The organism is Enterococcus sp. DJ147D b, assembly GCF_058216655.1.
Genome location: NZ_CM177104.1, coordinates 191,485 through 216,644 on the forward strand (window position 1 = coordinate 191,485; position 25,160 = coordinate 216,644).

27 protein-coding genes, 1 pseudogene and 1 other annotated feature are annotated in these 25,160 nt (G+C 36.8%); of the genes and pseudogenes, 22 read left to right on the forward strand and 6 right to left on the reverse strand.

The annotated features are described in order from the left end of the window. Positions 1-89 precede the first annotated feature (89 nt). The 10 genes and pseudogenes from rhaB (at position 90) to AC4BD1_RS01015 (ending at position 9,488) form a co-directional block, all read left to right on the forward strand. Positions 90-1,538, forward strand: a complete 1,449-nt coding sequence (rhaB, locus tag AC4BD1_RS00970) for a rhamnulokinase (RefSeq protein ID WP_490485687.1) — start codon at positions 90-92, stop codon at positions 1,536-1,538. Continuing rightward, positions 1,535-2,791, forward strand: coding sequence for an L-rhamnose isomerase (gene rhaA / locus AC4BD1_RS00975; RefSeq protein WP_490466725.1), 1,257 nt, complete (start codon positions 1,535-1,537; stop codon positions 2,789-2,791). The genes rhaB and rhaA overlap by 4 nt, the downstream gene beginning before the upstream one ends. Positions 2,792-2,803: 12 nt before the next feature. Continuing rightward, positions 2,804-3,649 carry a rhamnulose-1-phosphate aldolase gene (gene rhaD, locus AC4BD1_RS00980; RefSeq protein WP_206910163.1) on the forward strand — a complete coding sequence of 282 codons (846 nt, stop codon included), beginning with the start codon at positions 2,804-2,806 and terminating at the stop codon, positions 3,647-3,649. Position 3,650: 1 nt separating this feature from the next. Continuing rightward, the gene (gene rhaM, locus AC4BD1_RS00985; protein ID WP_206910162.1) at positions 3,651-3,962 is read left to right on the forward strand and encodes an L-rhamnose mutarotase; all 312 of its coding nucleotides are present in this window, start codon (positions 3,651-3,653) and stop codon (positions 3,960-3,962) included. 55 nt (positions 3,963-4,017) lie between these two features. Continuing rightward, positions 4,018-5,159: pseudogene (fucO, locus tag AC4BD1_RS00990) on the forward strand (lactaldehyde reductase). Positions 5,160-5,285: 126 nt separating this feature from the next. Then, positions 5,286-6,047, forward strand: coding sequence for an IclR family transcriptional regulator (locus AC4BD1_RS00995; RefSeq protein WP_490466727.1), 762 nt, complete (start codon positions 5,286-5,288; stop codon positions 6,045-6,047). A gap of 98 nt (positions 6,048-6,145) precedes the next feature. Then, positions 6,146-6,790: a bifunctional 4-hydroxy-2-oxoglutarate aldolase/2-dehydro-3-deoxy-phosphogluconate aldolase gene (locus tag AC4BD1_RS01000; RefSeq protein ID WP_206910157.1), complete on the forward strand. Its 645-nt coding sequence runs from the start codon at positions 6,146-6,148 to the stop codon at positions 6,788-6,790. A gap of 6 nt (positions 6,791-6,796) precedes the next feature. Beyond that, a complete protein-coding gene (locus AC4BD1_RS01005; RefSeq protein WP_206910167.1) occupies positions 6,797-7,804 on the forward strand; it encodes a sugar kinase in 1,008 nt (335 codons plus the stop codon). 14 nt (positions 7,805-7,818) lie between these two features. Then, positions 7,819-8,661: a 5-dehydro-4-deoxy-D-glucuronate isomerase gene (gene kduI / locus AC4BD1_RS01010; protein WP_490485688.1), complete on the forward strand. Its 843-nt coding sequence runs from the start codon at positions 7,819-7,821 to the stop codon at positions 8,659-8,661. Between the two features lie 23 nt (positions 8,662-8,684). Further along, positions 8,685-9,488, forward strand: a complete 804-nt coding sequence (locus AC4BD1_RS01015) for a gluconate 5-dehydrogenase (RefSeq protein ID WP_206910153.1) — start codon at positions 8,685-8,687, stop codon at positions 9,486-9,488. A gap of 211 nt (positions 9,489-9,699) precedes the next feature. On the opposite strand, the gene fni is transcribed toward AC4BD1_RS01015, so the two are convergent. The 4 genes from fni to mvk are packed head-to-tail and all read right to left on the reverse strand — an operon-like array spanning position 9,700 to position 13,758. Further along, positions 9,700-10,743, reverse strand: coding sequence for a type 2 isopentenyl-diphosphate Delta-isomerase (gene fni, locus AC4BD1_RS01020; RefSeq protein WP_206910151.1), 1,044 nt, complete (start codon positions 10,741-10,743; stop codon positions 9,700-9,702). Continuing rightward, the gene (locus AC4BD1_RS01025) at positions 10,740-11,825 is read right to left on the reverse strand and encodes a phosphomevalonate kinase (protein ID WP_206910149.1); all 1,086 of its coding nucleotides are present in this window, start codon (positions 11,823-11,825) and stop codon (positions 10,740-10,742) included. The genes fni and AC4BD1_RS01025 overlap by 4 nt, the downstream gene beginning before the upstream one ends. 12 nt (positions 11,826-11,837) lie before the next feature. Next, entirely contained in the window at positions 11,838-12,815 is a 978-nt protein-coding gene (mvaD, locus tag AC4BD1_RS01030; protein WP_490485689.1) for a diphosphomevalonate decarboxylase, read from the reverse strand. After that, a complete protein-coding gene (gene mvk / locus AC4BD1_RS01035) occupies positions 12,808-13,758 on the reverse strand; it encodes a mevalonate kinase (protein WP_206910147.1) in 951 nt (316 codons plus the stop codon). Before mvk ends, mvaD begins: the two co-directional genes overlap by 8 nt. 330 nt (positions 13,759-14,088) lie before the next feature. On the opposite strand from mvk, the gene AC4BD1_RS01040 reads away from it, so the two are divergent. Together AC4BD1_RS01040 and AC4BD1_RS01045 are read left to right on the forward strand one after the other, a co-directional pair. Further along, positions 14,089-14,748 (forward strand): deoxynucleoside kinase, encoded by a 660-nt coding sequence (locus AC4BD1_RS01040; RefSeq protein ID WP_490485690.1) that lies wholly within the window; start codon positions 14,089-14,091, stop codon positions 14,746-14,748. Between the two features lie 89 nt (positions 14,749-14,837). After that, positions 14,838-15,743 carry a magnesium transporter CorA family protein gene (locus AC4BD1_RS01045; protein ID WP_490466735.1) on the forward strand — a complete coding sequence of 302 codons (906 nt, stop codon included), beginning with the start codon at positions 14,838-14,840 and terminating at the stop codon, positions 15,741-15,743. On the opposite strand, the gene AC4BD1_RS01050 is transcribed toward AC4BD1_RS01045, so the two are convergent. After that, complete coding sequence (locus AC4BD1_RS01050) at positions 15,744-16,376, reverse strand: pentapeptide repeat-containing protein (RefSeq protein WP_206910140.1); 633 nt, start codon at positions 16,374-16,376, stop codon at positions 15,744-15,746. A gap of 140 nt (positions 16,377-16,516) precedes the next feature. Continuing rightward, positions 16,517-16,643: a sequence feature (ribosomal protein L20 leader region), on the forward strand. 43 nt (positions 16,644-16,686) lie between these two features. Between AC4BD1_RS01050 and infC the strand changes: the two genes are divergently transcribed. The 10 genes from infC to AC4BD1_RS01100 all read left to right on the forward strand — a co-directional run bounded on the left by infC (position 16,687) and on the right by AC4BD1_RS01100 (position 24,847). Beyond that, positions 16,687-17,211 carry a translation initiation factor IF-3 gene (gene infC, locus AC4BD1_RS01055; protein ID WP_067483298.1) on the forward strand — a complete coding sequence of 175 codons (525 nt, stop codon included), beginning with the start codon at positions 16,687-16,689 and terminating at the stop codon, positions 17,209-17,211. 71 nt (positions 17,212-17,282) lie between these two features. Next, positions 17,283-17,483: a 50S ribosomal protein L35 gene (rpmI, locus tag AC4BD1_RS01060; protein WP_067483297.1), complete on the forward strand. Its 201-nt coding sequence runs from the start codon at positions 17,283-17,285 to the stop codon at positions 17,481-17,483. A gap of 57 nt (positions 17,484-17,540) precedes the next feature. Further along, positions 17,541-17,900, forward strand: a complete 360-nt coding sequence (rplT, locus tag AC4BD1_RS01065) for a 50S ribosomal protein L20 (protein ID WP_144776139.1) — start codon at positions 17,541-17,543, stop codon at positions 17,898-17,900. A 266-nt stretch (positions 17,901-18,166) separates the two neighbouring features. Further along, positions 18,167-18,904 (forward strand): GntR family transcriptional regulator, encoded by a 738-nt coding sequence (locus tag AC4BD1_RS01070; protein WP_490466736.1) that lies wholly within the window; start codon positions 18,167-18,169, stop codon positions 18,902-18,904. A 186-nt stretch (positions 18,905-19,090) separates the two neighbouring features. Next, the gene (locus AC4BD1_RS01075) at positions 19,091-20,278 is read left to right on the forward strand and encodes a glycoside hydrolase family 88 protein (protein ID WP_490485691.1); all 1,188 of its coding nucleotides are present in this window, start codon (positions 19,091-19,093) and stop codon (positions 20,276-20,278) included. 22 nt (positions 20,279-20,300) lie between these two features. Continuing rightward, positions 20,301-20,804 carry a PTS sugar transporter subunit IIB gene (locus tag AC4BD1_RS01080; RefSeq protein ID WP_206910134.1) on the forward strand — a complete coding sequence of 168 codons (504 nt, stop codon included), beginning with the start codon at positions 20,301-20,303 and terminating at the stop codon, positions 20,802-20,804. A 19-nt stretch (positions 20,805-20,823) separates the two neighbouring features. Further along, positions 20,824-21,639, forward strand: a complete 816-nt coding sequence (locus AC4BD1_RS01085) for a PTS mannose/fructose/sorbose/N-acetylgalactosamine transporter subunit IIC (RefSeq protein ID WP_206910132.1) — start codon at positions 20,824-20,826, stop codon at positions 21,637-21,639. Next, positions 21,629-22,444, forward strand: coding sequence for a PTS system mannose/fructose/sorbose family transporter subunit IID (locus AC4BD1_RS01090; protein ID WP_490466738.1), 816 nt, complete (start codon positions 21,629-21,631; stop codon positions 22,442-22,444). Before AC4BD1_RS01085 ends, AC4BD1_RS01090 begins: the two co-directional genes overlap by 11 nt. Positions 22,445-22,480: 36 nt before the next feature. Beyond that, a complete protein-coding gene (locus AC4BD1_RS01095) occupies positions 22,481-24,406 on the forward strand; it encodes an alginate lyase family protein (protein ID WP_490466739.1) in 1,926 nt (641 codons plus the stop codon). A gap of 18 nt (positions 24,407-24,424) precedes the next feature. Further along, positions 24,425-24,847, forward strand: a complete 423-nt coding sequence (locus AC4BD1_RS01100; RefSeq protein WP_206910127.1) for a PTS sugar transporter subunit IIA — start codon at positions 24,425-24,427, stop codon at positions 24,845-24,847. A 118-nt stretch (positions 24,848-24,965) separates the two neighbouring features. Here the strand turns inward: AC4BD1_RS01100 and AC4BD1_RS01105 are convergent, their stop codons facing one another. Beyond that, entirely contained in the window at positions 24,966-25,133 is a 168-nt protein-coding gene (locus tag AC4BD1_RS01105) for a hypothetical protein (protein ID WP_172843716.1), read from the reverse strand. Positions 25,134-25,160: the final 27 nt, after the last annotated feature.

Consider the following 25,160-nt stretch of genomic DNA (forward strand, 5'->3'; position numbering starts at 1 on the left):
TGTGCAGAGAAATGTCTATAGTTGTACTATAATTGCCTTATTCAACAAATGATAACGCTTACTAAAAGGCGTAATAAAAGAGGTGGAAAATGAAATCAGCATTTGTTGCAATCGATATTGGTGCCTCTAGTGGAAGAGTTATCGTTAGCTGGCAAAATGTGCAAGGTCGATTGTGTCTAGAAGAAGTTCATCGATTTAAAAATGGATTTATAAAAAAACAGGGACATGAGCGCTGGCAAATGGATTATCTGATTCAAGAAATTTTGATAGGTTTAGAGAAAGTCAAGAAAGTTGGAATAGAGTCATGCTTTGTTGGGATTGATACTTGGGCGGTAGACTATTGTCTGATAAATAAGCATGGGGAGCGGATGGCGGAACCAATTGCTTATCGAGATTCGCGAACAAAACTAGCTGTTCAAAACTTTGCGCAAGGATATCCATTAGCAAAACTATATCAGAAAACAGGTATTCAGATTCAACCATTTAATACATTATTCCAGTTATTTGTGGAGGAGAAGAGTGTCTTAAAAGAAGCAGATAAATTGTTATTGATACCTGACTATTTAGGATATGTTTTAACGGAGAAAATGGTCACAGAAAAAACAAATGCGTCGACTATGCAGTTATTAAATGTCGAAACAAAAATTTGGGATGAAGACTTATTAACCATTTTGGATATTGATAAAAAGTTGTTTGCTCCATTAGTGGATCCAGGCACAATTTTAGGTCCAGTGAAAAAAATAAATTTTCCTAATTATGATTTACCAGATGCAACAGTAATCAATGTTGCAAGTCATGATACAGCTTCTGCTATTTTAGGGACTCCTGGAAGCAATGACACATGGGCATATTTAAGTAGTGGCACGTGGTCATTGTTAGGAATTGAAACAACTAAATTCGAATTATCAAAACAAGCTTTTGATGAAAATTATAGTAATGAATGGGGAGCCAATCAATCGGTTCGCTTTTTAAAAAATATTATGGGGATGTGGTTGATTCAAGAAGTTGCTCGTTTACAAAAGTATCGTTATTCTTATGCACAACTTGCTGAACTAGCTTGCAAAGAAGAACCTCTTCAACAAATCATTGATATCAATGATGTACGTTTTTTGAATCCACAAAATATGATTGAAGAGTTACAAGATTATTGTGTCGAAACCAATCAAAAAATACCAAAAACAGCAGGTGAAATTGCGCGGTGTGTCTATGACAATCTAGCATTATGTTATGCAAAAGAATTAACAAAACTCCAACAGTTGACCAAGCAAGAATTACAAAAAATTGTGATTGTCGGAGGTGGAACAAACAATCATCTACTAAATCAACTGACAGCAGATTATGCAGGTATTGTTGTAGAGTCTGGACCAGGAGAGGCGACTGCTATTGGCAATATTTTGCAACAAATGCTTAGCGTTGGTGAATTTGCAACAGTTGAAGAAGCACGTGAAGAAGTTCGAAAATCATTTCCTAGTCAATTTTTTTATCCAGAAAAGCAACAACTAAAGTATTTAACAAGTGATGGAGGAGTAAGCAAATGAAGACAGTTGAAAAAAATTATGCGTACGCAAAAGAAAAATATGCAGAAATCGGCGTAGATACAGATGAAGTCCTTGAGCAGATGCAAAAGGTTAAGATTTCTGTTCATTGCTGGCAAGGTGATGATGTAAAAGGTTTTTTAAATCCTGATGGCGAACTAACAGGTGGCATTATGGCAACAGGAGATCAACCTGGTGTAGCGCGAACACCAACGGAGTTGCGTCAAGATTTAGAAATCGCTTATTCCTTGATTCCTGGCAAACATAAACTGAATTTACATGCGATTTATCTCGATACACAAGAGTCAGTGGAGTTAAATCAACTTGAACCTAAACATTTTCAAAAGTGGGTTGATTGGGCAAAAGAAACTGGATTAGGTCTTGATTTTAATCCTACTTTTTTTTCACACCCAATGATGAAGGACGGCTTTACATTGGCACATCCTGATGAAAACGTTCGTCAATATTGGATTGAGCATGGCAAGAGGTGCCGAAAAATTGCAGAGTATTTTGGAAAAGAAACAGGTCAAACGTGTATCAATAATTTTTGGGTACCTGATGGAATGAAGGATCTTCCGATTGATCGCTTCACTCCGCGGCAACGTTTGATGGAATCACTAGATGAAATTTTTAAAGAGAAGCTAAACGAAATAGATGTGCAAGATGCGGTGGAGAGTAAATTATTCGGTTTAGGGGCAGAAGCATATACTGTCGGTTCGCATGAATTTTATTTAGGTTACGGACTTACTAGGGATAAATTGATTTGCTTGGATGCTGGACATTTTCACCCGACAGAAGTGATTTCCAATAAATTATCCGCTTTAGCTTTGTTTAGTAAAGGGCTAATGTTACATGTGAGTCGACCAGTGCGTTGGGATTCTGATCATGTTGTTTTGATGGACGACGAATTGCAAGAAATTGCAAAAGAATTAGTCCGTGGTGATTTACTTGAAAAAACGAACATTGGTCTTGATTTTTTTGATGCAACAATCAATCGAGTTGCAGCTTGGGTTATTGGAACACGTAATACGCAAAAGGCATTGATGAAAGCAATGTTAGAGCCAATACAACAATTAAAGAAATGGGAAAATAATTTTGATTTTACTACACGAATGGCGTATACCGAAGAGCTTAAAGATTTTCCTTATGCGGATGTTTGGAATTATTTTTGTTATCAAAATGATGTTCCAATTGGTTTAGATTGGCTTGAAGTCGTTAACAACTATCAAAAAGAAGTTTTAGATTTAAGAAAGTAGTAGGTGATCATAGTGAAAAAATTATCAATTCTACAAGCTCCTTTTGTTCAAGAAATGATGAAAACAACAGCGAATCTTTATCGTTTGGGGTGGGATGAACGAAATGGTGGGAATATTTCCTATTTGCTGAAGGAAGAAGAAATAACGCCATTTTTAACGACGACGGATGTACTTCGAAAGATTCCAATGGATTTTAAGACAGAAAAGTTAGCTGGATGTTATTTTATTGTGACAGGATCGGGTAGGTATTTTAAAAATGTTTGTGAGGAACCAGCAGAAAATTTAGGTATTGTACGAGTATCAGAGGATGGACGGTCGCTAGACTTATTATGGGGATTAGAAAATGATGCTTTACCAACAAGTGAGTTACCTAGTCATTTAATGAGTCATTGCGCACGATTGTCTGTTGACCCAGAACACCGTATTATCATGCATAATCATGCGACGCACTTACTAGCGATGAGTTTCACTCATTCATTAGACGAAAGAGAGTTTACGCGTACGTTATGGCAGATGTGTACAGAATGTTTAGTTGTATTTCCAGAAGGGGTTTCGATTCTTCCTTGGATGGTGCCAGGTAGCAATGAGATTGGGGAGGCTACTGCAAAAAAAATGAAAAAAACACGTCTGGTTTTGTGGCCACAACATGGAATTTATGGTGCAGGAAAAGAGATGGATGAAGTGTTTGGCTTGATTGAAACAGCTGAAAAGGCAGCAAAAGTGTATACCTATGTGTGCGCGCAGGGGGGGATACAACAAACAATTACAGACGAAGATCTATGGCGTTTATCAGAGACCTTTGGGGTATCACCAAGAGAGGGTTTCTTGAATGTTTCTCAAGATAAAGTGGGTGTCTAGAGTGCCCGTAAAAGTATTTTGTATGAGAATCTATCCGGATAAACAAGAAGAGTACCAAGATAGACATGAGCACCTGTGGCCTGAAATGCGACTTGCCTTACGAGAACACGGAGTAGTAAATTATACTATTTATCTTGAACCAAGTAGTTCTACTTTATTTGCTTATCTTGAAATAACAGATGAGGTACTTTGGCTAAAAATGGCAAATACGCCCATCAATCAAAAATGGTGGAAATACATGGAAGACATCATGGAAACGAATGTTGATGCATCACCGATTAATTGGGAGTTAAAACCAGTGTTCCAGCTTTAGGGATCATGCAGGCTATTTTAGTATGAATCCAACTGTAAATAAGGAGGGAAATAAAATGAGTAAACGAATGGTTTTAAATGAAACAGCCTATTTTGGCAAAGGGGCAATTAAGTCAATTGTGTCAGAATTTCAAAAACGAGGATTTAAAAAAGCATTAGTGGTTACCGATAAAGGCTTGATTGAGCATAAAGTAGCCACTAAAGTAACGGAACATTTAGATGCTGCGGATATTGCTTATGAGATTTATGAGGATATTACTCCAAACCCTACTATCCAGCAAGTACAAGCTGGTGTAGCTTTTGCAAAAAAGATTGTTTAATTGCTATCGGAGGAGGCTCACCAATTGATACAGCCAAAGCAATTGGTATCATTGTAAATAATCCAGAATTTTCAGATGTCGTCAGCTTAGAGGGAGTAGCCGATACAAAAAGGCCCTGCTTACCTATTTTGGCTGTACCAACAACTTCTGGTACTGCTGCAGAAGTAACCATAAATTACGTAATCACCGATGAAAATAATCATCGTAAATTTGTATGTATTGATCCGCATGATATTCCAATTGTAGCATTTATTGACAGTGATCTCATGATGGGGATGCCTTCAAAATTAGCCGCATCAACAGGTATGGATGCTATGACACATGCAATTGAAGGTTTTATTACAAAAAATGCTTGGGAAATGACAGATATGCTTCATTTAAAAGCAATTGAAATCATCGGTCATGCTTTAGAGGCATCTGTCAATGGTGAACAAACTGGTCGTGAAAAAATGGCATTGGGTCAGTATATTGCTGGGATGGGCTTTTCAAATGTGGGGTTAGGATTGGTTCATGGAATGGCGCATCCTTTAAGCGCTTGGTATGACATTCCTCATGGTGTGGCTTGTGCCACTTTGTTACCAACGGTGATGAAATACAATAAAAACGAAACTGGCGAAAAGTATCGTGAAATTGCACTTGCCTTAGAAATTACTGAAGCAAAAGAGATGGCATTAGAAGAAGTAAGAGAAGCAGCTTGTAGAGAAATCAATCGTTTAAGCCAAGCTGTCGGAATTCCAGCGACTATTTCAGAATTGGGTGTGAAAGAAGAGGATATTCCAGCAATTGCAGAAGATGCCTTACGTGATGTATGTACACCAGGAAATCCAAAAGAAACATCATTGGAAGATATTATCACTCTTTATCGGAGTTTGATGTAAATCGTAAAAAAATGGAGGTATTTTTCTTATTGAGAAAGAAAAATACCTCTTTGTTCCATGGTTGGTTCTTTTAATATTTAAAAACTTCCGCTATAATTTTCCTATAAAGAAACGGGAGTGTACAATATGGAAAATAAAAAACCTTATGGAACAGTTTTGATTAAAGCATCATCTATTTTAGATTATTTAGCAGAAACGCCAGATTCTTCCTTACAAGAAATTGCTAAAGGCACAGGAATGACTGCTTCTACTGCTTTAAAAATTTTAGATACATTAACTTTAATAGGATACACAAATAAAAACGTTGACAAAAATTATCGTCTAGGCAGTAAATTTATCCGTTATGCGAATAAAAGTATTGAAGAGCAAGATTTAGTGGAAGCAACGCGGCCGTATCTTGAACAACTCCAAGACACAATTGATGAAACCATTCATCTAGGAGTTTTAAATAATGAAGAAATTTTATACGTCAATAAACTAGAAGCGAAAAATCAAACGATCCGAATGTCTTCAAAAATCGGAGTGACTAGACCACTCTATAGTTCTGCTATGGGAAAAGCCGTACTAGCCGAGTTTGATGAGGAACAATATGATGCATATTTGACGAAGCATCCGCTCGTTCCATTTACGGAGTATACGATTACTAACCCATTACGTTTAAAAAGTGAGATTGAAAAAGTACAACAATCCAAAATTGCTTATGATGACGAAGAAATGGAACAAGATATCTTTTGTATCGGAGCAGCTATTGTCAAAAATGAAGAAATTATTGGTGCTTTTAGTATCAGTATGCCCAAATATCGTTTAACAGGTGAAATTAAAAATCAAATTGTGGCAACGGTAAAGCAAACGAAACAAAAAATAGAAGAAACCTTAACGAAAAAATGAAAAAGCGTTTGCATTTTTTCTTTTCTCCTTTATAATACGAGTATAGATTTCCAAATTATAAAACTTAATTTCTAAATAGGAAATAAGAGGTGGAGAAAATGAAAAAATTTGATATTTTATCTCGATTGAAAAATGCCGGTGTGATTGCTGTAGTTCGTGGAAAAACAAGTGAAGAAGCTCTGAATGCTTGTCATGCAATTATCAAAGGTGGCTTAACAGGAATCGAGCTTACGTTTACTGTGCCACAAGCAGATCAAGTTATCAAAGAACTTTTAGCAACGTATCAAGAACAAGAAGAGATTGTCATTGGAGCTGGAACGGTTTTAGATGCAGTAACTGCTCGTTTAGCGATTTTAGCTGGTGCAGAATATATTGTTAGTCCATGTTTTGATAAAGAAACGGCGGAGTTATGTAATTTATATCAAGTGCCTTATTTACCAGGGTGTATGACGATTGATGAAATCAAAACAGCACTGAAGAGTGGTGTAGATATCGTGAAATTATTTCCTGGTAGTGCATTTGGTCCAAGTATTGTTTCGGCATTTAAAGCACCTATGCCACAAGTCAACATTATGCCAACTGGTGGTGTAAGTTTAGAAAATATGCAGGACTGGTTTGATGCTGGTGTGGTAACTGTGGGTGTGGGTGGTAATTTACTTGCGCCAGCTGCTACAGGTGATTTTGAGAAAGTGACAGAAGTAGCAAAGCAATACGCAGCGAAAATGAAAGAAATCGCGGGGTAATTCATGATGGGGAAAGTGGTCACTCTTGGAGAAATCATGTTGCGGTTATCGACAACTCAAGGAACACGTATCATAAAAAGTGAACAGTTCAGAGCTGATTATGGTGGCGGCGAAGCTAATGTTGCTATCTCATTAGCAAATTATGGACATGAAACCATTTTTGCTAGTAAAGTTCCGACTCATGCACTAGGCGACGCAGTTCAGAAACATCTTCAAAGCTATGGTGTGTCAACAAATTACTTGTTACGCGGTGGTAAGCGATTAGGGACATATTACATGGAGGCTGGAGTTGGAGAGCGAGCAGCCTCAGTCATTTATGATCGAGCGGGTTCCAGCTTTGCGACAATGACAGAAATTGAATGGTCATTAAAAAATTTATTTGAAGGCGTTGACATCTTCCATGTCTCTGGAATCACACCTGCTTTGTCTATCGAATGGCAGCAGATGACAAAAAGATTGATGGAAGTGGCGAAAGAAGCAGGATGTTTGATCAGTTTTGACATCAATTATCGCGGAAAACTATGGTCGCAAGAAGAAGCAAGCCAAGTAATCAAGCAATTGCTACCTTTAGTAGATATTTGTTCAGCTGGAGAAATGGATGCGCTTTACTTGTTGGGAGTAAATCAAGCACCAGAAGAAGAAATAGAACCTCTGATTTATTATTATCAAAAAATGCAAGAGAAGTTCCCAACGATTAAAGCATTCTATTCAACTAAAAGAAAAGTTTATTCAGCTAGCGCAAATCAACTAGTAGGAACCTTATGGATGGACGAAACTTATTTTGAATCACAAGTTCATGAAATCGAACCGATCGTTGATCGTGTTGGAGGTGGTGATGCTTTTGCTGGGGGGATATTACATGGTATATTGTCGGGCATGTCGCCGCAGGAAATAATCAACTTTGCGACAGCTGCGTCCGCGTTAAAACATACGGTTCATGGTGATTGCAATCAATTCAGTCAAGAAGAAGTCATACAATTTTTAACCTGTGGTTCTGGAAAAATTATACGATAGGGAGAGTATTTATTATGCAAGAAATGAAAACACGTTATACACATAGTCCGAAAGATATCTGTCATTATTCTACGGAACAGTTACGAGATGAATTTTTAGTTGAAAAAGTATTTGTTCCTGGAGAAATTCGTTTGACTTATACGCACAACGATCGCATGATTTTTGGCGGAGTGACACCTACAACAACTACTTTAGAAATCAAATTAGATAAAGAACTAGGTGTTGACTATTTCTTAGAGCGTCGTGAATTAGGTGTCATCAATATTGGTGGTCCTGGTTTTATTGAAATTGACGGACAAAAAGAATCGATGCAAAAACAAGATGGTTACTACATTGGGAAAGAAACGAAAGAAGTAATTTTTTCTTCTGAAGATGCTGAAAATCCAGCAAAATTTTATTTGAGTAGCGCACCAGCGCATCATAAATATCCCAATGTAAAAATTAGTATTGATCAAATCAAGCCAATGGAAACGGGTGAAGGTGTTACATTGAATGAACGAAAAATTTATCAATACATTCATCCAAATGTTTGCGAAAGTTGTCAGCTTCAAATGGGTTATACGATTTTAGAACCAGGTAGTGCTTGGAATACCATGCCTTGTCATACGCATGAACGTCGAATGGAAGCGTATGTTTACTTTGATTATGCAAATGACGACACTCGTGTATTCCATATGATGGGTAAACCAGATGAAACAAAACATTTGGTGGTTGCAAATGAACAAGCTGTTATTTCACCAAGTTGGTCGATCCACTCAGGTGTTGGGACAAGTAATTATTCATTTATTTGGGCAATGTGCGGAGAAAATATCACTTATACAGACATGGATATGGTTCAAATGGATCAATTAAAATAAACCAATATAAAGGAGAAATCATTATGGATTTTACAATGGATAGCTTTCGATTAGATGGAAAAGTTGCACTTGTTACAGGTGCGGTTTATGGAATTGGTTTTGAAATTGCTCGTGCATTAGCATCAGCAGGTGCAACAATCGTTTTTAATAATTTGACACAAGAATCTGTTGATGAAGGAATCAAACACTATCAAGAAGCTGGTATTGATGCAAAAGGATATGTTTGTGATGTGACGGATGAAGAAGCTGTTCAAGCGATGACAAAACAAATCAAAGAAGAGGTTGGTTCGGTAGACATTTTGGTGAACAATGCCGGAATCATCAAGCGAACACCAATGATTGAAATGAGTGCTGCTGATTTTCGACAAGTCATTGATGTTGATCTGAATGCGCCGTTTATCGTAGCAAAAGCCGTTATCCCAGATATGATTGAAAAGGGTGGCGGAAAAATTATCAATATTTGTTCGATGATGAGTGAGCTAGGTCGTGAAACTGTTAGTGCATATGCTGCTGCAAAAGGCGGTCTGAAGATGTTAACAAAGAACATTGCTTCTGAGTACGGACAATACAATATTCAATGTAATGGTATTGGCCCCGGTTACATTGCAACGCCACAAACAGCGCCTCTTAGAGAACTACAAGAAAATGGCGAACGCCATCCATTCGATCAATTTATCGTAGGGAGAACACCCGCTGCACGTTGGGGTGAACCAAGTGATTTAGCTGGCCCCGCAATTTTTCTTGCTTCAAGTGCTTCAGATTTTGTTAATGGACACATCTTATATGTGGATGGTGGAATTTTGGCATATATTGGTAAGCAACCATAGGAAATAGCAGATTGTTTCTTTCAATTAAACTAAAAAGTGTCTGGGACATAATCAAAATGATTATGTCCCAGACACTTTTTTACGAATACACGGTATTCTAAGAACTACTTAATACGAAACTATGCCGGATAATCTCGAATAGTATAAAAATTATTTTGAGAGGAGTTTTTTTCTTAGTAACCGATTTTAGTTTAACTTAGTTTAAGAACAGTTATTTTCGACGACCGTATTTTACTAAAGATATTTCTCTAGCTTCACACCAATCTTTGACTGCACCAGAAAAAATAAGTGACTGATATTTTAAATCATTTGTTGTTCTAGCACCAACTAAAGTATAGAGTAAGCGTAGTTCTTCTTGCCATTGTTTAATCAATGAAATGGTTTCTTCTACGCCATGATTCATTAGGTGTGTTAAAACTGTACCAGAAGTACCAGCAGCTTGAGCACCTAAACAAAGAGCTTTGAAAATATCATATGCAGAACGTATACCGCCAGAGGCAAGCACCTCAACAGTAGCATTGGCTTCGTGTGCTTCGAGTAATGAGGTGACGGTTGACTGTCCCCAGTCAGCAAGATAAGTTAATTCACGGTTTTTTCGACGAGCATTTTCAATTTGAGTAAAGCTAGTACCGCCACGTCCACTGACATCAATGGTTTTGACACCGATTTGTGCGAGTTGTTCGATTGTTTCACGTGTCATACCGAAACCAACTTCCTTTACGATTAAAGGTACGCTGATCGTTTGCTGAATTTCTTGAATCAATGCCAACCAGTTTGAAAAGTCACGGTCCCCTTCAGGCATGACTAATTCTTGAGGAGCATTGAGATGGATTTGCAAAGCGTCTGCATGGAACAATTGGATCGCTTCTTGTGCTTTTTCAGCAGAAGTTCCAGCACCAATATTAGCAAGAATCTTTCCTTCAGGATATTCTTCACGCATCACGGCATAACTGTCAATTAAACTTGAATCTTTCAAAGCAGCACTAACTGAACCTGTTGCAATCATCAAATCAGTTTCTCGCGCAACAATTGCGAGGTCACGATTGATTTTTTTTGTTTTTTCGCTACCACCCGTGATAGCGTTGATATAAAACGGACTGGTCAAGGTAAAGTCAGCAACATTCGTTGATAAGTCGACATCCGTTGTCGCTAATTGTGGCAACGCAGTATGAACGAGGTGAACAGAGTCAAATTCATTTTTTTGCTTATTATGAAAAGCCTTAGCTAATGAAACGTGTTCGTCTTTTCGATTCATGATTGGTCCTTTCTTCGATAACTATAAACGTGAAGTGGAAGTGGTGTGATTTCTGCATTTTCCCATGCACTCATTAGTGGTAAAATCCCAGATTTTTGATCAACGATCACGATTCCACAATCACCACCACCAGCGCCAGAGGACTTAGCAGCACCTTCGTATTCTTCTGCTAAGTTACATAATTCATTTAACGCGGGTGTTTCAATCACCACACCGGTAACGTTAGACAAGTTACGTAATAATTGCCGATTGTGCCGAATTTGTTTTTGAATTAGAGCAACATCGTTCTGCTTGAATCCTTGAATCATTTTATTGACGCAACTTTCGCTATTGCTAAGAAATATTTCATAAGCAGACCTTTTGTCTTCTCGTGAACGATGAACTTGATCAACTAAATCAGAAGTAGAAGCTGGGCTGCCGGTCCAACCAATGAGCAACCGTAAATCTTTTGGTGCTTCAAGGGGCTCAATCGAAAGTCCCGGCCAATCCATTGCAAGTAATTCACTAATTGTGTGTTGTTTTTCTTGTTGTTGGACCCAACGATGATCAAAAGTCGAAAAAGCAATCCAACCACCATAACAACTAGCGGCAATATCCCCGCAAGAGCCATTGTCTTGAACAGCTAAATTTGCTAAGGCAGCAATTTTAAAAATTTCCAACTGGCTTAGGTGCAAATCATAAAAAATATTTAATGCTTTAACAGTTGCCACTGTCACTGCGCCGCTTGAACCAAGACCATATTTTCGACCATTTGAACTATCCAACTCGCTGGTTACTTTCAAGTCATAAAAAGAAAGTAAACTGTTTTTTTCTTGGGCATATTTTTCAGTTAACCGAATTGCTGCCAAAATATAATGAAATGGATTTTCTCGAATATCTAAAACTAGCTCCCCATTTCTTCTAGTCCAGCGAATCGGCATCTCACTATATTGAGCAGACTGGATACTTCCCACTTTTCTCGCCGCTTCGACTGTTACTGTGACAAATTGGTCAACAGCCACGATGATGGCAGGATGCCCAGTTTCTACAACTGCATACTCACCAGCAATGTAAAGTTTTCCCGGTGCAGATACTTCAATCATAAAAATCTCCCTTTACTTGATAATCGTCATTCCAGAACCTGCTTGGGCTGAAACGACTTGTTTTTTGCTAAATAAATGACTACAAGCTGTTTTGACTGCAGCGACATGTTTTTTTTTAACTAAAATTTTTACATTTGGACCAGCATCCATTGTAAAGTAACATGGAATGCCTTGTTTTCTCAAATTACGGACCGCTTGCATGGCTTTTAAACTATCAGGAGACCAATAAGTAAATGGTGGGTTCGCTGCTAGTGTAGTTCCATGCATCTTTAATGCGTTTCGTTCCATTGTTTCACCTAAAGATTGGAAATTTTTGTCGGCAATTGCTTGTTTTAACTGAGCTAAATCTGCATCTAGTGAGTCAAGCCAACCTTGATAAAAGCTTGAAGTTTCAACTGTGCGACGCATGCCATCCCGACTAGAAACGTCTTTTTGCTGATCGTTTAGTAGTAAAAAGACCATAGCTAGATCATCTTCAAAACCATCAGAAGGAATTTGCTTTGCATAGGAGGTAAGATCGTCAACTCCTTTTTCCCACTCAACAAATCCGCCGTAAATACTCCGACAAGCTGAACCAGAGCCTCGACGAGCTAATCGAGATAATCCTGTCTTATCTAAACCTAATTGAAGTGCTTCATTACAAGCACCAGCTAACGCAGCTAAGCCACTCGCCGAGGAAGCAAGTCCTGCAGCTGTAGGAACAAAATTCTGACTGATAACTTTCGCGTTGAGCGTTGTTTGGCCTTTTTCTCGTACGAGATCGAGAAAAGTACTTATTTTTTTCGTTGCTTTGTCATTTTGTTGCTCACCATCCAAATAAAATTCATCCTTTGTGAAAGTATCAGAGAAAATAACTTCTGTTTCAGTATAAAAAGCATCTAGTGTAAGGGATAAACTATTATTCATTGGTAAAATGAGCTCTTCATCTTTTTTTCCCCAATATTTGATGAGCGCAATATTCGTGTAAGCACGAGCTTTTCCTTTAAACATGGGTATGTACTCCTAATCCTTGAATCCAAGTAGCTACAGCACCAGCATCTTCCAAAGCGGTACAAATTGCTTGGGCTTCTGTTTTTGTTTTAGCAAGAGCGAGCATGCAACCACCACGTCCGCCCCCAGTTAATTTTGCTCCCAGAGCACCAGCAGTTAACGCTGTTTCAATCAACAAATCTAGAAAGTGATTACTGATTGTTAATTCTCTCAAAGTCACTTGTGCAAGATTCATGACTTGTGCTAAATTTTCGGGATCATTCTCGATAATTGCTTGTTTTGCTTTTTGTGTGAGTTGTCCTAATTGTTGAATTTTTTGTCCAGTTTTGTGTGAGTTTTTTTCAAATAAATGAGCGACATCTTTAACAGCTTCACGTGTCTGTCCTTTGATTCCAGTATCAGCAACAATCAAAAAAGCATCCAAATTGATTGTGAAATACTCGAAAGGTTGCCCTTTAACAAAATAGATTGGATTATGACTACTGGTAGCAGCAGCATCGATGCCACTTGGGTTGCCATGAGCAATCTTTTCAGAAATCTGAACATAGCTTAACAACGTTTCATGTGTGAATGAAAGTGAAAGATAATCATAAAAAGCGCGTGTGATTGCTACTGCCACGGCAGCACTAGATCCCATTCCGCGTTCAGAAGGTATCGTACTTTCAATAGTGAGACTGATTGACTCCTTGATACCGTGATCTTGTTTTAACTGTGTGACTAGAGCTTTGATATTTTTGAGTGATTGTGGTGCATGAATCAATTTTCCTACATAATAAGCTGAAAACAATTGATCTTGATTGACGTCTTCAACTAACGTTTCAAATTGTGCAGTGACTTTCGTTGCATAGAAGGGAAAGGCAATTGCCGGTTCACCATATACAACGGCATGCTCACCCATCAAGATAATTTTTCCACTTGATTCCCCTTGGCCATAGTTTGCCATAACTTAACTCCTTTTCCTCACATAACAGTAACTTTTAGACAAAAAATAAAGCGCCCTAAATAGTTGCGCTACTCAACGAGAATTTGGTTTAATACTATAGAAAAAAAACAAACCAAAAATCATTTCCTCCTTATTTTACTAAATCCGCTCAATAAGTAAAACCAAGAATACGTTTTCTAACCAAAAATCACTGTTTTCTTAAGAATTTTTTTTAGTTTTTCGTCAAATAATTTCAAATGAATTCTATTTGACACTACTAGATATTGGGGGTATATTTAAAAAGATTGAAAAACATATACAATATTTAGTGATGAAGTGAGTTGGAGGTAAATGAGCGTGATCGTTTTAGCTGGTACAATTGGCGCAGGAAAGTCAAGTTTAACAGAAATGATAGCTGAAGAATTTAATAGTCAGGCTTTTTATGAATCAATCGATGATAATGAAGTATTACCTTTGTTTTATGCTAACCCTGAGCAATATGCTTTTTTATTACAAATTTATTTTTTAAATAAACGTTTTGCAAGTATTAAACAAGCAATGAAGGATGATAACAATGTTTTGGATCGTTCAATTTATGAAGACTCTTTATTGTTCCATTTGAATGCAGATTTAGGAAGAGCGACAGAGACAGAAGTGCGTGTCTATGATGAATTACTAGAAAATATGATGGAAGAATTACCATATGCAGCGCATAAAAAAAATCCTGATCTACTGATTCATATTCGCGTTTCTTTTGATACCATGTTGGAGCGAATCGAAAAGCGTGGCCGTTCGTATGAACAATTATCCTTTGATCCATCTTTATATGACTATTATCAAGAATTAAATCGTCGATATGATCAATGGTACGAAGACTATGATGAAAGTCCTAAGATTCAAATCGATGGAGATCGTTATAATTTTGTCGAAGATCCACAGGCAAAAGAAGAAGTCATCCGACTTGTGAAAGAAAAATTAGCGGAAATTCGTCAAGAACAACTTGTATATTAAACAAAAACTATTCAAGCAATGGCTTTTACCTTGTTTGAATAGTTTTTTTATTTATACTAGTAAGAGAAACCGTTATGAGGAGGTAAATAATGAGTAATAAACGCTTTTTTAATTATGACCAGAATTTTTGGTTAAACATTCAAAGAGACAATGTTATTGGTGTTAAAAACCTAAAAGAAGAGTACAAGTTAAGTGATGAGATGTTGACTTACTCTCTTGATAAAAATGAACGCGCACGTGTGGAGTATGATGTGCTCGATGAGGCGATGCTTCTTGTTTACAATGTTCCTCATCAAAGAAAAAGTGAAAATCATTACGAGACAACACCAATGGCTTTTATTTTGAAAGAAAATGGGATTTTTACATTTACTACAGAAAATACTGGTTACGTAGTACGTCTTATGGAGTCGTTGCTACAACGTACGCCGAATATGAGCGTATACAGCCTATTGTTTCAAACCTTATTTTTAATATCAGATTCCTTTTTCCCATTAGTTGAAGAAGTAAATAGTGAGCGGCAAAGATTAAATCAAAAGTTACGAGAAAAAACCAGTAATCAAAACTTGTTACAATTATCTGATTTAGAAATCGGATTAGTTTATTTAGTGACAGGAACAAAACAAAATGCCGTGTTGATTGAGCAAATAAAAGCATTGGCTATCTATCGTAAAATGTCTGAAGGCGAAAAAGAACAACTGGATGACGCATTGATCGAGGCGAAGCAAGCAGTCGAGATGACGAACTTGGCATCTCAAATTTTAGATCAGTTATCTGGAACTTATAATAACTTGCTGAATAACAACTTAAATGACACGATGAAATTTTTAACTGTCTGGTCATTATTATTGACTGTTCCGACAATCGTCACTGGCTTTTTTGGAATGAACTTACAGTTACCCTTTACTCATTCCGTGTTTGGCTGGGGAATTGCTTTGGTTATTAGTTTAGTTTTGTCGGTTTGGATGCTAGTCGCTTTGTGGCGGCGCATCAAATAGTTATTCTTCAATAATCAGTCCCAAGTTAGCGGCGATGACTAAAGCTTGTTCTTGGTCAACCAACAAACCCGCGAGATTTTCTAGAGAAAGTGCAATTTTAGTAAAATCATTTGTTCTAAAATCTAACTCTTTTAGAGGGGTCCGGAACCAATTAGAACCTGTGAGTTGGTTGCTACTTAAAGCTAAGTTTTTCCAACGAACCTCATAAAATTCGGTGTCTTCCAATTGACAATCAGAAAAGCGGACTGTTTTTAAATTCGTGTTACTGAAAGAAGCCATTGATGCTAAACACTCATTGAACGAGCAATCACGGAGGTAGCTTTCCGCAAAATTTGTTCCGGTTAACTTACATTGCTGAAAAGTCACCTGATGAAAACTTGCGCCAATCCATTCCAAATTGGAAAAATCACAGTGGTCGAAAATGACATTGCTACATTCAAAATTTTCCAAAATAGTCTTTTGCATGGTTAGTTTTTGAATGTGACTATCTCTTATAATCAAATTCTTTGCTGACAAATAACTTTGGTCGCTATCTTTGACTAAAAGATTTGAAAAAAGTTCTTCATCTTCTAAATAAAAATTGCCTTCTTCTAGGTGAGATAAGATAGGTGAAATAGGATCATTCTTTTTCATAAATTGCCTCCAAATTATTTTCTTATCTTAAAGATAAATAAAATTAAGAAAAAATGCTAGATTATCTTATTAAAATAGATCCTTTATTTTAATAAAGAGTTGACATGTTCAAGGGAATTTGATAAACTAGTGGAGTTGAGAAATAAAAGCAGAAGCACGCGCTTCTCGCCTTAGTTGACGTAGTCACTGGGCTAGATAGTTTTCGCCGGTTATTTAGGTGGATTATGCGCGGGTTCTGATAAAAAGAACTCGTTTTTTTATTACCGAAAATTCGGTAAGCTTTTCTTTCTCTCATAATATTTGGAGGTGAATGACCATAGCAAAGGATATGATGGTTAACGACGGCATTCGTGCACGAGAATTACGATTGATCGGTTCAGAAGGCGAGCAGTTAGGTGTTAAAACAAAAGCAGAAGCATTACAAATTGCTGAACAAGCAAACTTGGATCTTGTGTTAGTTGCCCCAGGTGCGAAACCACCAGTTGCGCGAATCATGGACTACGGTAAATTCCGTTTTGAACAACAGAAGAAAGACCGTGAAGCGCGTAAAAAACAAAAAGTGATCAATGTTAAAGAGGTACGTTTAAGTCCGACAATTGACGTAAATGACTTCAATACAAAACTTCGTAATGCACGTAAGTTCTTAGAAAAAGGCGATAAAGTGAAAGCTTCTATCCGTTTTAAAGGCCGTGCCATTACCCATAAAGAGATTGGTCAAAAAGTCTTAAATCGCTTAGCTGAAGAAACTGCTGATATTGCAACAGTGGAACAAAAAGCGAAAATGGACGGACGCAGCATGTTCTTGACGCTGGCACCGAAAAACGACAGTAAGTAATTTGAATGACTAACTGATTGTTGAACAGTCAATGGTCGGATAACGAAAGATTTTGAGGAGGAAATATAGTCATGCCAAAACAAAAAACACACCGCGGATCAGCAAAACGATTCAAACGTACTGGTAAAGGCGGATTGAAACGTTACCGCGCGTTTACAAGTCACCGTTTCCACGGCAAAACAAAAAAACAACGCCGTCAATTGCGTAAAGCACGTATGGTTGCTAGTGGCGATTTCAAACGTATCCGTCAACAACTAGCAAAAATGAAATAAGCAACGCAAATTTAGAAAAATTTCAATGAGAAGATTTATTTTTAGGAGGAATTAAACATGGCACGTGTTAAAGGTGGAACAGTAACTCGTAAACGTCGTAAAAGAATGCTAAAACTAGCAAAAGGTTACTACGGTTCAAAACACACTTTATTTAAAACAGCAAAAGAACAAGTAATGAATTCATACAACTACGCATATCGCGATCGTCGTCAAAAGAAACGCGACTTCCGTAAATTATGGATTGCTCGTATCAACGCAGCAGCTCGTATGAATGGCTTGAGCTACTCAAAATTAATGCACGGTTTGAAATTGGCTGAAATTGACATCAACCGTAAAATGTTAGCTGACCTTGCTGTTAACGATGCAGCAGCTTTTACTGCATTAGCTGACCAAGCAAAAGACGCTTTAGCTAAATAATTCAGATTTTCGTTAAGTATTCTTGATGAAATTCTAGTTAAGTAACTAAGTTAAAATCAATTTAGGCAGAGACTGCTTAAATTGATTTTTTTTTTTGCAGTTTTTATCAAGTAACGTAAATTGTTATTTTCACATAAATGTTGATTTACTTAAAAGTTACGAGGAAACGTTAGTCGATCTATTCTCACAGTCAAGCAATCTATTTACAGAAAACGAAAAATTATTTATCATGTAAATAAACGGTTAACAGGTTAAGGGAGAATAACATGGCATCCAAGTACGAAATAATCAAACAGGATATTATCAAAAAAATTGAATCAGGAGAATTTAGTGCAGGTGAAAAAATTTACTCAGAAGGTGATTTAAAAAAAATCTATGGCGTCAGTAACACAACAGTAGTAAAAGCATTAAATGATTTGGTCAATGAAGGTTACTTGATTCGTCGCCAAGGAGAAGGGACTTTTGTTAGAAAAAATCTGAAACACAGAAAGGTCTTTTTTTCTGAACAGCTTTCTTTACCAAATGATCCTAAGAAAAACTCAATTGAAAAAACGATCACTTTGAATTTTGGACAAATAAAGGACAAGTATATTGCACAACAACTGGGGGATAAAACGGGGCAAAGAACGCTAGTAAAAATAAGTCAGATTGCATTGACTAACGATCGTCCATGGAAAATACAAAATCGGTATCTTTTTCGAGATAAATTGGCAAAAGATTCTTTAGAACGTTGGGTGAATGGCGCAAGTCTGTCAGAAGAACTTGGGTTAGTTGGACACATGTCGAACCTTCCGATGACTATGGAAGTTCGAACGATTTTATTAAGAGAGGGAATGAAAGAACTTGAACCACTAAAGCTGATTGATAAAAGTTTTGGTGACGAAAAAATCTATTCTTTATTTGACATTCGGCGTTTGATTTCAGGAAATGATGGCATACCGATTGAGTACAGTCGAAGTTTTATCCATCCAGATTTCTATCAAATTGAAATTGTTGGAGAATAATTTTTTAGTAGAAAATAATTGAATGTTTCAAACACTGAGAAGTTATCAACCCTTTTCAGTGTTTTTTTTTGTATAAAAAATAAAATAAGCAAATTACCTTCTGAAAAAGAAAGGGTTTACAAAGAATGAAAAATAAGCTAAGATGTTTTTACACCGGTTAACACGTTAAGTGATGGAGGGATTTTTTTGAAGGAAAAAAAGAGAGAAAAGTTATTGTCTAGTGAGAGATACTTTGGTCAAGGATTGATTTCAGAAGAAGTGATTGATCAAGCGATAGCTGATGTAGTGAGGAAAGTGAAAAAAAATATTTCTCAATTGAATGATCAATATCCTACACCAGCGACTAAGAATAATTCGTATGTACCAATGGCCAATACGGAATGGACAAATGGTTTTTGGACAGGCATTCTCTGGCTTTGCTATGAAGTTACACAGGATGAAGATTTTAAACAAATGGCAGAAAAAAATGTTCAAAGTTTTATTCATCGGATGGATCAGAATATTGAGATTGATCATCATGATTTGGGTTTTCTGTACAGCTTGTCTTGTGTGAGTGCCTACAAACTTATGGATGACCAGCAAGCCAAGCAAGTGTCTTTAAAGGCAGCAGAAAAATTATTGTCACGTTACCAAGAGAAAGGGCAATTTATTCAAGCATGGGGGGAGTTAGGAAAACAAGATAATTACCGTTTGATTGTCGATTGCCTTTTAAATATTCCATTACTTTTTTGGGCAACAGAAGTGACGGAAGACAAAAAGTATCGTGAAGTCGCAATCAAGCACTACTATACGACTATTGAATATGCAATTCGGGAAGATTCTTCTGCTTATCATACATTCTTTTTTGATACGAAAGATGGACGGCCTCTTTATGGAAAAACACGTCAAGGCTATTCAGATTCATCAAGCTGGGCACGTGGACAATCTTGGTTAATTTATGGAATTGCACTTTTTCGTTCTTATTGTCCAAATGAACAGAATACTGAATTATTTGAAGCAGTCACAAATTATTTTTTAAATCGGCTACCAAAAGATTTTGTAAGTTATTGGGATTTGATTTTTACAGATGGTTCCAATCAACCCAGAGATACTTCGGCAACAGCCATTGCTGTTTGTGGAATGAATTTGATGGATAAATTTTTACCTGAAGCAAATCAATCCAAATTGGTTTACAAGTATGCACAACATTCAATGCTGAAAAGCTTAATCGAAAATTATACGGAATCTAAAACGGAAGGTATTACAGCTTTAATAAATGAAGGTGTGTATTCATGGCATAGTGGCAAAGGAGTAAATGAAGGGAATATTTGGGGAGATTATTTTTACTTGGAGGCTTTAGTTCGATTCAAAAAAGACTGGAAAATGTATTGGTAGAACAATAACAGGAGGGAAAAATATGGATAAACCAAATGTAAAAATGGTACGAGTAGATGCACGTCTGATACATGGACAAGGGCAACTGTGGATCAAAAGCTTAGGAGTCAATTTAGTGATTTGTGCAAATGATAAAGCAGCCGAAGATAGTGTACAACAAATTTTAATGAAGACAGTTTTACCTAAAGATATCAACGTTCGATTTTGGACAATTGCACGAACTGCCGAAGTGATTTGGAAAGCAGCTCCGCATCAAACGATTTTTGTGGTTGTTGAAAATTTACACGATGCGTTAAAACTTTGCGAATTAGGTTTCCCAATGGAACAACTAAATATTGGGAACATTCATGCTGCTGAAGGAAAAGAAAAAATTTCTCAATTTATCTATTTGGGTGAAGAAGACAAAAATGATTTGAAAAAATTGAAAAATGAACATCACGTGATATTTACTACCAAAACGTCGCCAATGTCTAATGATGGCTCGCAGCATTTAGATGCTCTAATGGAAAAAATTAAAAACAGCTAATTTAGAGAGGAAATAAAAAATGGAGATTACATTAGTACAAGGAATACTTATAGGATTAATCACTGCATTTTGTTATTCTGGACAATTATTGGGAATCTATACGAACCGAGCACTGGTCATGTCCTTTTTTGTTGGCGTTGTTTTAGGAGATATTCCAACAGCTTTGAAATTTGGTGCCTTAGCAGAGTTAGCTTACATGGGATTTGGTGTAGGTGCGGGTGGAACAGTTCCACCAAATCCAGTGGGTCCGGGAATTGTTGGGACGATTATGGCGATTACGTTGAGAGATCAAGGTGTAACAGCTGAGTCTGCGTTAGCATTGTCATTTCCATTTGCAGTTTTATTCCAATTAGTGACAACTGCATTGTATACGTTCTTTTCAGGAAGTGCTAAGTGGTCTAAAAATGCTATTGAAAGTGGACAATTTAAAAAATTCACACTTATTTCTCACTCAACTTATATTGCGTTTGCTTTAGCAGGGTTCCTCATTGGTATACTGGCAGCATTGAGCCGTCCAGGATTACAAGCATTTGTGGAAGCGCTACCTCAGTGGCTGATTAATGGTTTCTCAGTAGCTGGTGGGCTTATCCCAGCGATTGGTTTTGCAATGATCATGTCTGTCATGTTAGAAAAAAGTCTGATTCCATATGTGCTGTTAGGTTATGTTTGTGTAGCATATCTTGAGTTACCAACGATGGCAGTTGCAATGGTTGGTGCAGTTTTTGCACTGATCCAGTATTATGGAAAAGATAAAACACCTGTAGGAGAGAAAAGCTTAGTAGCAAACAATCAAAGTTTATTAGATGAAGAGGAGGACTTCAGTAATGGAATCTAAAAACCTTAAATTGACACAAAAAGATTATATGATGACTGCTCTTCGGTCATACTTTCTACAAAATGCGTTTAACTATACCTCTTACCAAGGTGTGAGTTATTTAAATACGATTATGCCTGCTTTGAAGAAAATCTATAAAAATGATCCAGAAAAATTAAAAGAAACAGCAACAGCCAATTTAGAATTCTACAATACAAATCCTCAAATGGTACCGTTTATCACTAGTATGCAGTTAGCGATGTATGATAATGATCAAAGTATCTCGGATACTCGCAGTATCAAAATGGCACTCATGGGTCCGATGTCAGGAATTGGAGATTCTATCGCTCAGTTTGGGATTGCTCCCTTATTCTCAACGTTATTTGCAGGGTTAGCATTAGATGGTCTGGGATTCGCTCCAATGGGCTTTTGGTTCTCAATGGTAGTGACGATGCTAGCAATTAAAATTCTTATGGGCTATTTGGGATTCAAATTAGGCACTAGTGTTATTGAAACATTAAGTGATCGAATTGGAAAAATCTCTGCTGCTGCAAATATCGTAGGAGTAACAGTTATCTCAGGCTTAGCCACATCGTTTGTAAAAGCTAATATTGCTATTCAATACGCTAGTAAAGTGGAGTCGGGAGAAAAACAAGTCATTGCTATTCAAGATATACTGGACAAAATTATGCCGAATATGTTGGCTGTTCTACTTACTATCCTTGTGTTTTATTTGATTAAAAAGAAAAAATGGAACACATATCAGCTATTGGTACTGTTATTTGCAATTGGTATCTTAGCATCTGTATTTGGCATTTTGGCGTAGGCAATTTGAAGTCATTGAAGAAAAAAGGAGAAGAGAGTGGACTTTCAAAGAGTTGAGACATACCAACAGAAATTTTTCAAAGATGATTGGGTGTCAAATTATGCTGAGCAACAAAAAAAATTTTTAGAACCATTGTTTGCTCGAGTAGATTTCTTAATGAACGATCAGATTATTTATACTGATGCAATGGATATGGAAGCATGTTCAACACCTTATTCATTGAAGAATGCTGGTTGGAATAATTTTCCTGAAGAGGATCCAGAATGGTTATTCATGCTTAGCAGACATGGGTTTATGGTGGATCTAGCACAATGCTATGCTTTAACAAAAGAGCAATGCTATATGGAGAAATGGACAATGCTACTGTTGGATTTTATTACAAACTGCGAAAGCGATAGTCCAGCGAATGAAAATAGTTGGCGCCCGCTAGATGTTGGTCTGCGTTTAACTAATTGGATGAAAAGTTTAACTTATCTTCCCATTTCACACATGAAAAATGCGGAAGTTGAAAAAATGTTACACCGGTCAATCCAAGAACATCTTGTAATTTTAGAGAATAGTTACATTGATAAATATCGTCTGAGTAATTGGGGTGTTCTAGCAATCGGAGGGATGGCTGCGGTAGACTTGTTTTTCCCAGACTTGGTAACAGAAACGCAAAGAGCATTCATCTGGAAGCGATTGACGGAACAACTTGATTTACAGTTTTATGATGACGGTATGCATTGGGAGCAAAGCCCGCTCTATCAACATGAGGTTATCATGACTTATGTTTATTTATTACAGATTTCAGAGTATCTTGAGCAGCCTCTTCCTATAGATTTAAGGGGAAAATTAGCTCAACCTATCCAAACTACTTACTATTTAGCTGATAATCAAGAAAAGTTGCTTCCATTGAATGATAGTGATCACGTGGATTTTCATTACGTTTATGCTATTTATCGAAATCTAGGCTTTTTAAAAAAGAGGAAAAAGGATTCGAATCTGGCAGTCCTTTGGACAGGGAGCTTGTATTCTGATTATCCATCAGTAGGCATAAAACTAGCTCCTATTTTTGCCGGTCGAGATAGTGGAATGATGGTGTACAAAGATCAAGATATTTATTTTACACTTTTCAATGGTCTACATGGTAGCGGTCATGGGCATGCGTCAATAGGTAGCTTTACTTTACAGCTGGATGGACAGGATATAATCGTTGATAGCGGTCGCTATACTTATGTAAATAGTGAACAAAGAATTCAATTAAAGGAGCTAGCTGCCCATAATACGTTATTTGTTGCTAAGGAACCACATACTATAATTAGGGACACTTGGGGATATGATAAATTACCAAAGCCACTATTCCATAACATACGAAATATTCCTGAAGGTTTTTTTGCTGAATGTGGTTGGTCTGCTAAGAGTGATCAAGAATGGACGATTTTTGAACGACGATTTTTATATTTAGAAAAAATAAATTCTTTAATCATTTTAGATAACTTTTCTGGTCAAAAAAATACTGAGGTAACTTCTAGTTATAATTTATCCTCAATAGTTACTTCTCAAAAAATGGATAATCAAGTTCATATAAAAATCAAGGAAAATCAGTACAAGATTCATTTTTCTGAAGGACAAACGATGCAAGAAACTGCTGAAAGTTCAGAGATATATAACCAACTGACTACGCATCAACGAATCGAAAACAAAGTTCAATGCCAAGAAACAGCTCATACTTGGGTGACTGTAATCAGTCCAACAGATGTCAAAATTTCTCCAGTAGAAGTCAAACAGGTTGGTGAAACAAAAAAATTTGATCAAGCAATTGGCTTAAGATTGGAGAACCAAAAGGAGAAGTTTGATCTGTTCATACTGCAAGAAGATATTGTTAGCGGAAATAAACTGCTGGTTAGTGAATTCGACCAATTCTTTTATGGTCAGGTCGTACTAATTGATCAGGATGAAAGAATGCAAAGAATAAAGTAAAAGGATAGGAGATAGTACATGAAATTTTTGATAACAGGACATAATGATTTCTCAATTGGGATGAAAAGTGCATTGACAATGATTGCAGGATCTCTTGAAGAATTAACCATCGTTCCTTTTAGCGCAGAAGAAACAGTGGAATCTTATCGTAAAAAAATTGAGTTAGAACTACAGACAAAGGATAGTGTCATCTGTTTTACTGATTTATTGGGAGGCACGCCGTTTAAAATTTGTGTAGAATTAGCCATTACAAAAAATCAGGTTTTTGTATTGAGTGGTACCAATCTAGGGATGTTACTGGAAGCAAGTTTGTTGAGAGAATCGGTTAAAGAACCAGCTGAATTATGCCAGTTAGTTTTGCAGTCTGGTAAAGATAATATCACGCTGTTTAGTCAGAATACTAAGACTTTGATAGAAGAAATTTCTGAGTCAGGAATCTAATGTTGTTTATTTGAAACTGACATTTGTCAAATGACTAGAGAAATTATTTATCTATGAAAGAAAAAAGCAATACTCAATAGATAAGAGTATTGCTTGATAGATGTGGTTTAAGTATTTTTTAGTCAGGGCGCATCTCTTGCAAGAGCTTCACGCGACCACCGATTTGTTTGGCGAAAGTTTCAGATTTCTTTTTGTCTTTAAAAACGAGTAGATTGTCAGGATTCTTTTCACGAGTGCGGCAGCCAGTTTTGTCAATATAACCATGTAATACTTTAACAACGTACATGCTCATCACCTGCTTTTTTCTTATAAT

Coding starts and splice junctions, on each gene's coding strand:
- rhaB (WP_490485687.1), top strand. CDS start 90: ATGAAATCAGCATTTGTTGCAATCGATATTGGTGCCTCTAGTGGAAGA.
- rhaA (WP_490466725.1), top strand. CDS start 1,535: ATGAAGACAGTTGAAAAAAATTATGCGTACGCAAAAGAAAAATATGCA.
- AC4BD1_RS00995 (WP_490466727.1), top strand. CDS start 5,286: ATGGAAAATAAAAAACCTTATGGAACAGTTTTGATTAAAGCATCATCT.
- AC4BD1_RS01000 (WP_206910157.1), top strand. CDS start 6,146: ATGAAAAAATTTGATATTTTATCTCGATTGAAAAATGCCGGTGTGATT.
- AC4BD1_RS01005 (WP_206910167.1), top strand. CDS start 6,797: ATGGGGAAAGTGGTCACTCTTGGAGAAATCATGTTGCGGTTATCGACA.
- kduI (WP_490485688.1), top strand. CDS start 7,819: ATGCAAGAAATGAAAACACGTTATACACATAGTCCGAAAGATATCTGT.
- AC4BD1_RS01015 (WP_206910153.1), top strand. CDS start 8,685: ATGGATTTTACAATGGATAGCTTTCGATTAGATGGAAAAGTTGCACTT.
- fni (WP_206910151.1), bottom strand. CDS start 10,743: ATGAATCGAAAAGACGAACACGTTTCATTAGCTAAGGCTTTTCATAAT.
- AC4BD1_RS01025 (WP_206910149.1), bottom strand. CDS start 11,825: ATGATTGAAGTATCTGCACCGGGAAAACTTTACATTGCTGGTGAGTAT.
- mvaD (WP_490485689.1), bottom strand. CDS start 12,815: ATGTTTAAAGGAAAAGCTCGTGCTTACACGAATATTGCGCTCATCAAA.
- mvk (WP_206910147.1), bottom strand. CDS start 13,758: ATGGCAAACTATGGCCAAGGGGAATCAAGTGGAAAAATTATCTTGATG.
- AC4BD1_RS01040 (WP_490485690.1), top strand. CDS start 14,089: ATGAGCGTGATCGTTTTAGCTGGTACAATTGGCGCAGGAAAGTCAAGT.
- AC4BD1_RS01045 (WP_490466735.1), top strand. CDS start 14,838: ATGAGTAATAAACGCTTTTTTAATTATGACCAGAATTTTTGGTTAAAC.
- AC4BD1_RS01050 (WP_206910140.1), bottom strand. CDS start 16,376: ATGAAAAAGAATGATCCTATTTCACCTATCTTATCTCACCTAGAAGAA.
- infC (WP_067483298.1), top strand. CDS start 16,687: ATGACCATAGCAAAGGATATGATGGTTAACGACGGCATTCGTGCACGA.
- rpmI (WP_067483297.1), top strand. CDS start 17,283: ATGCCAAAACAAAAAACACACCGCGGATCAGCAAAACGATTCAAACGT.
- rplT (WP_144776139.1), top strand. CDS start 17,541: ATGGCACGTGTTAAAGGTGGAACAGTAACTCGTAAACGTCGTAAAAGA.
- AC4BD1_RS01070 (WP_490466736.1), top strand. CDS start 18,167: ATGGCATCCAAGTACGAAATAATCAAACAGGATATTATCAAAAAAATT.
- AC4BD1_RS01080 (WP_206910134.1), top strand. CDS start 20,301: ATGGATAAACCAAATGTAAAAATGGTACGAGTAGATGCACGTCTGATA.
- AC4BD1_RS01085 (WP_206910132.1), top strand. CDS start 20,824: ATGGAGATTACATTAGTACAAGGAATACTTATAGGATTAATCACTGCA.
- AC4BD1_RS01090 (WP_490466738.1), top strand. CDS start 21,629: ATGGAATCTAAAAACCTTAAATTGACACAAAAAGATTATATGATGACT.
- AC4BD1_RS01100 (WP_206910127.1), top strand. CDS start 24,425: ATGAAATTTTTGATAACAGGACATAATGATTTCTCAATTGGGATGAAA.
- AC4BD1_RS01105 (WP_172843716.1), bottom strand. CDS start 25,133: ATGTACGTTGTTAAAGTATTACATGGTTATATTGACAAAACTGGCTGC.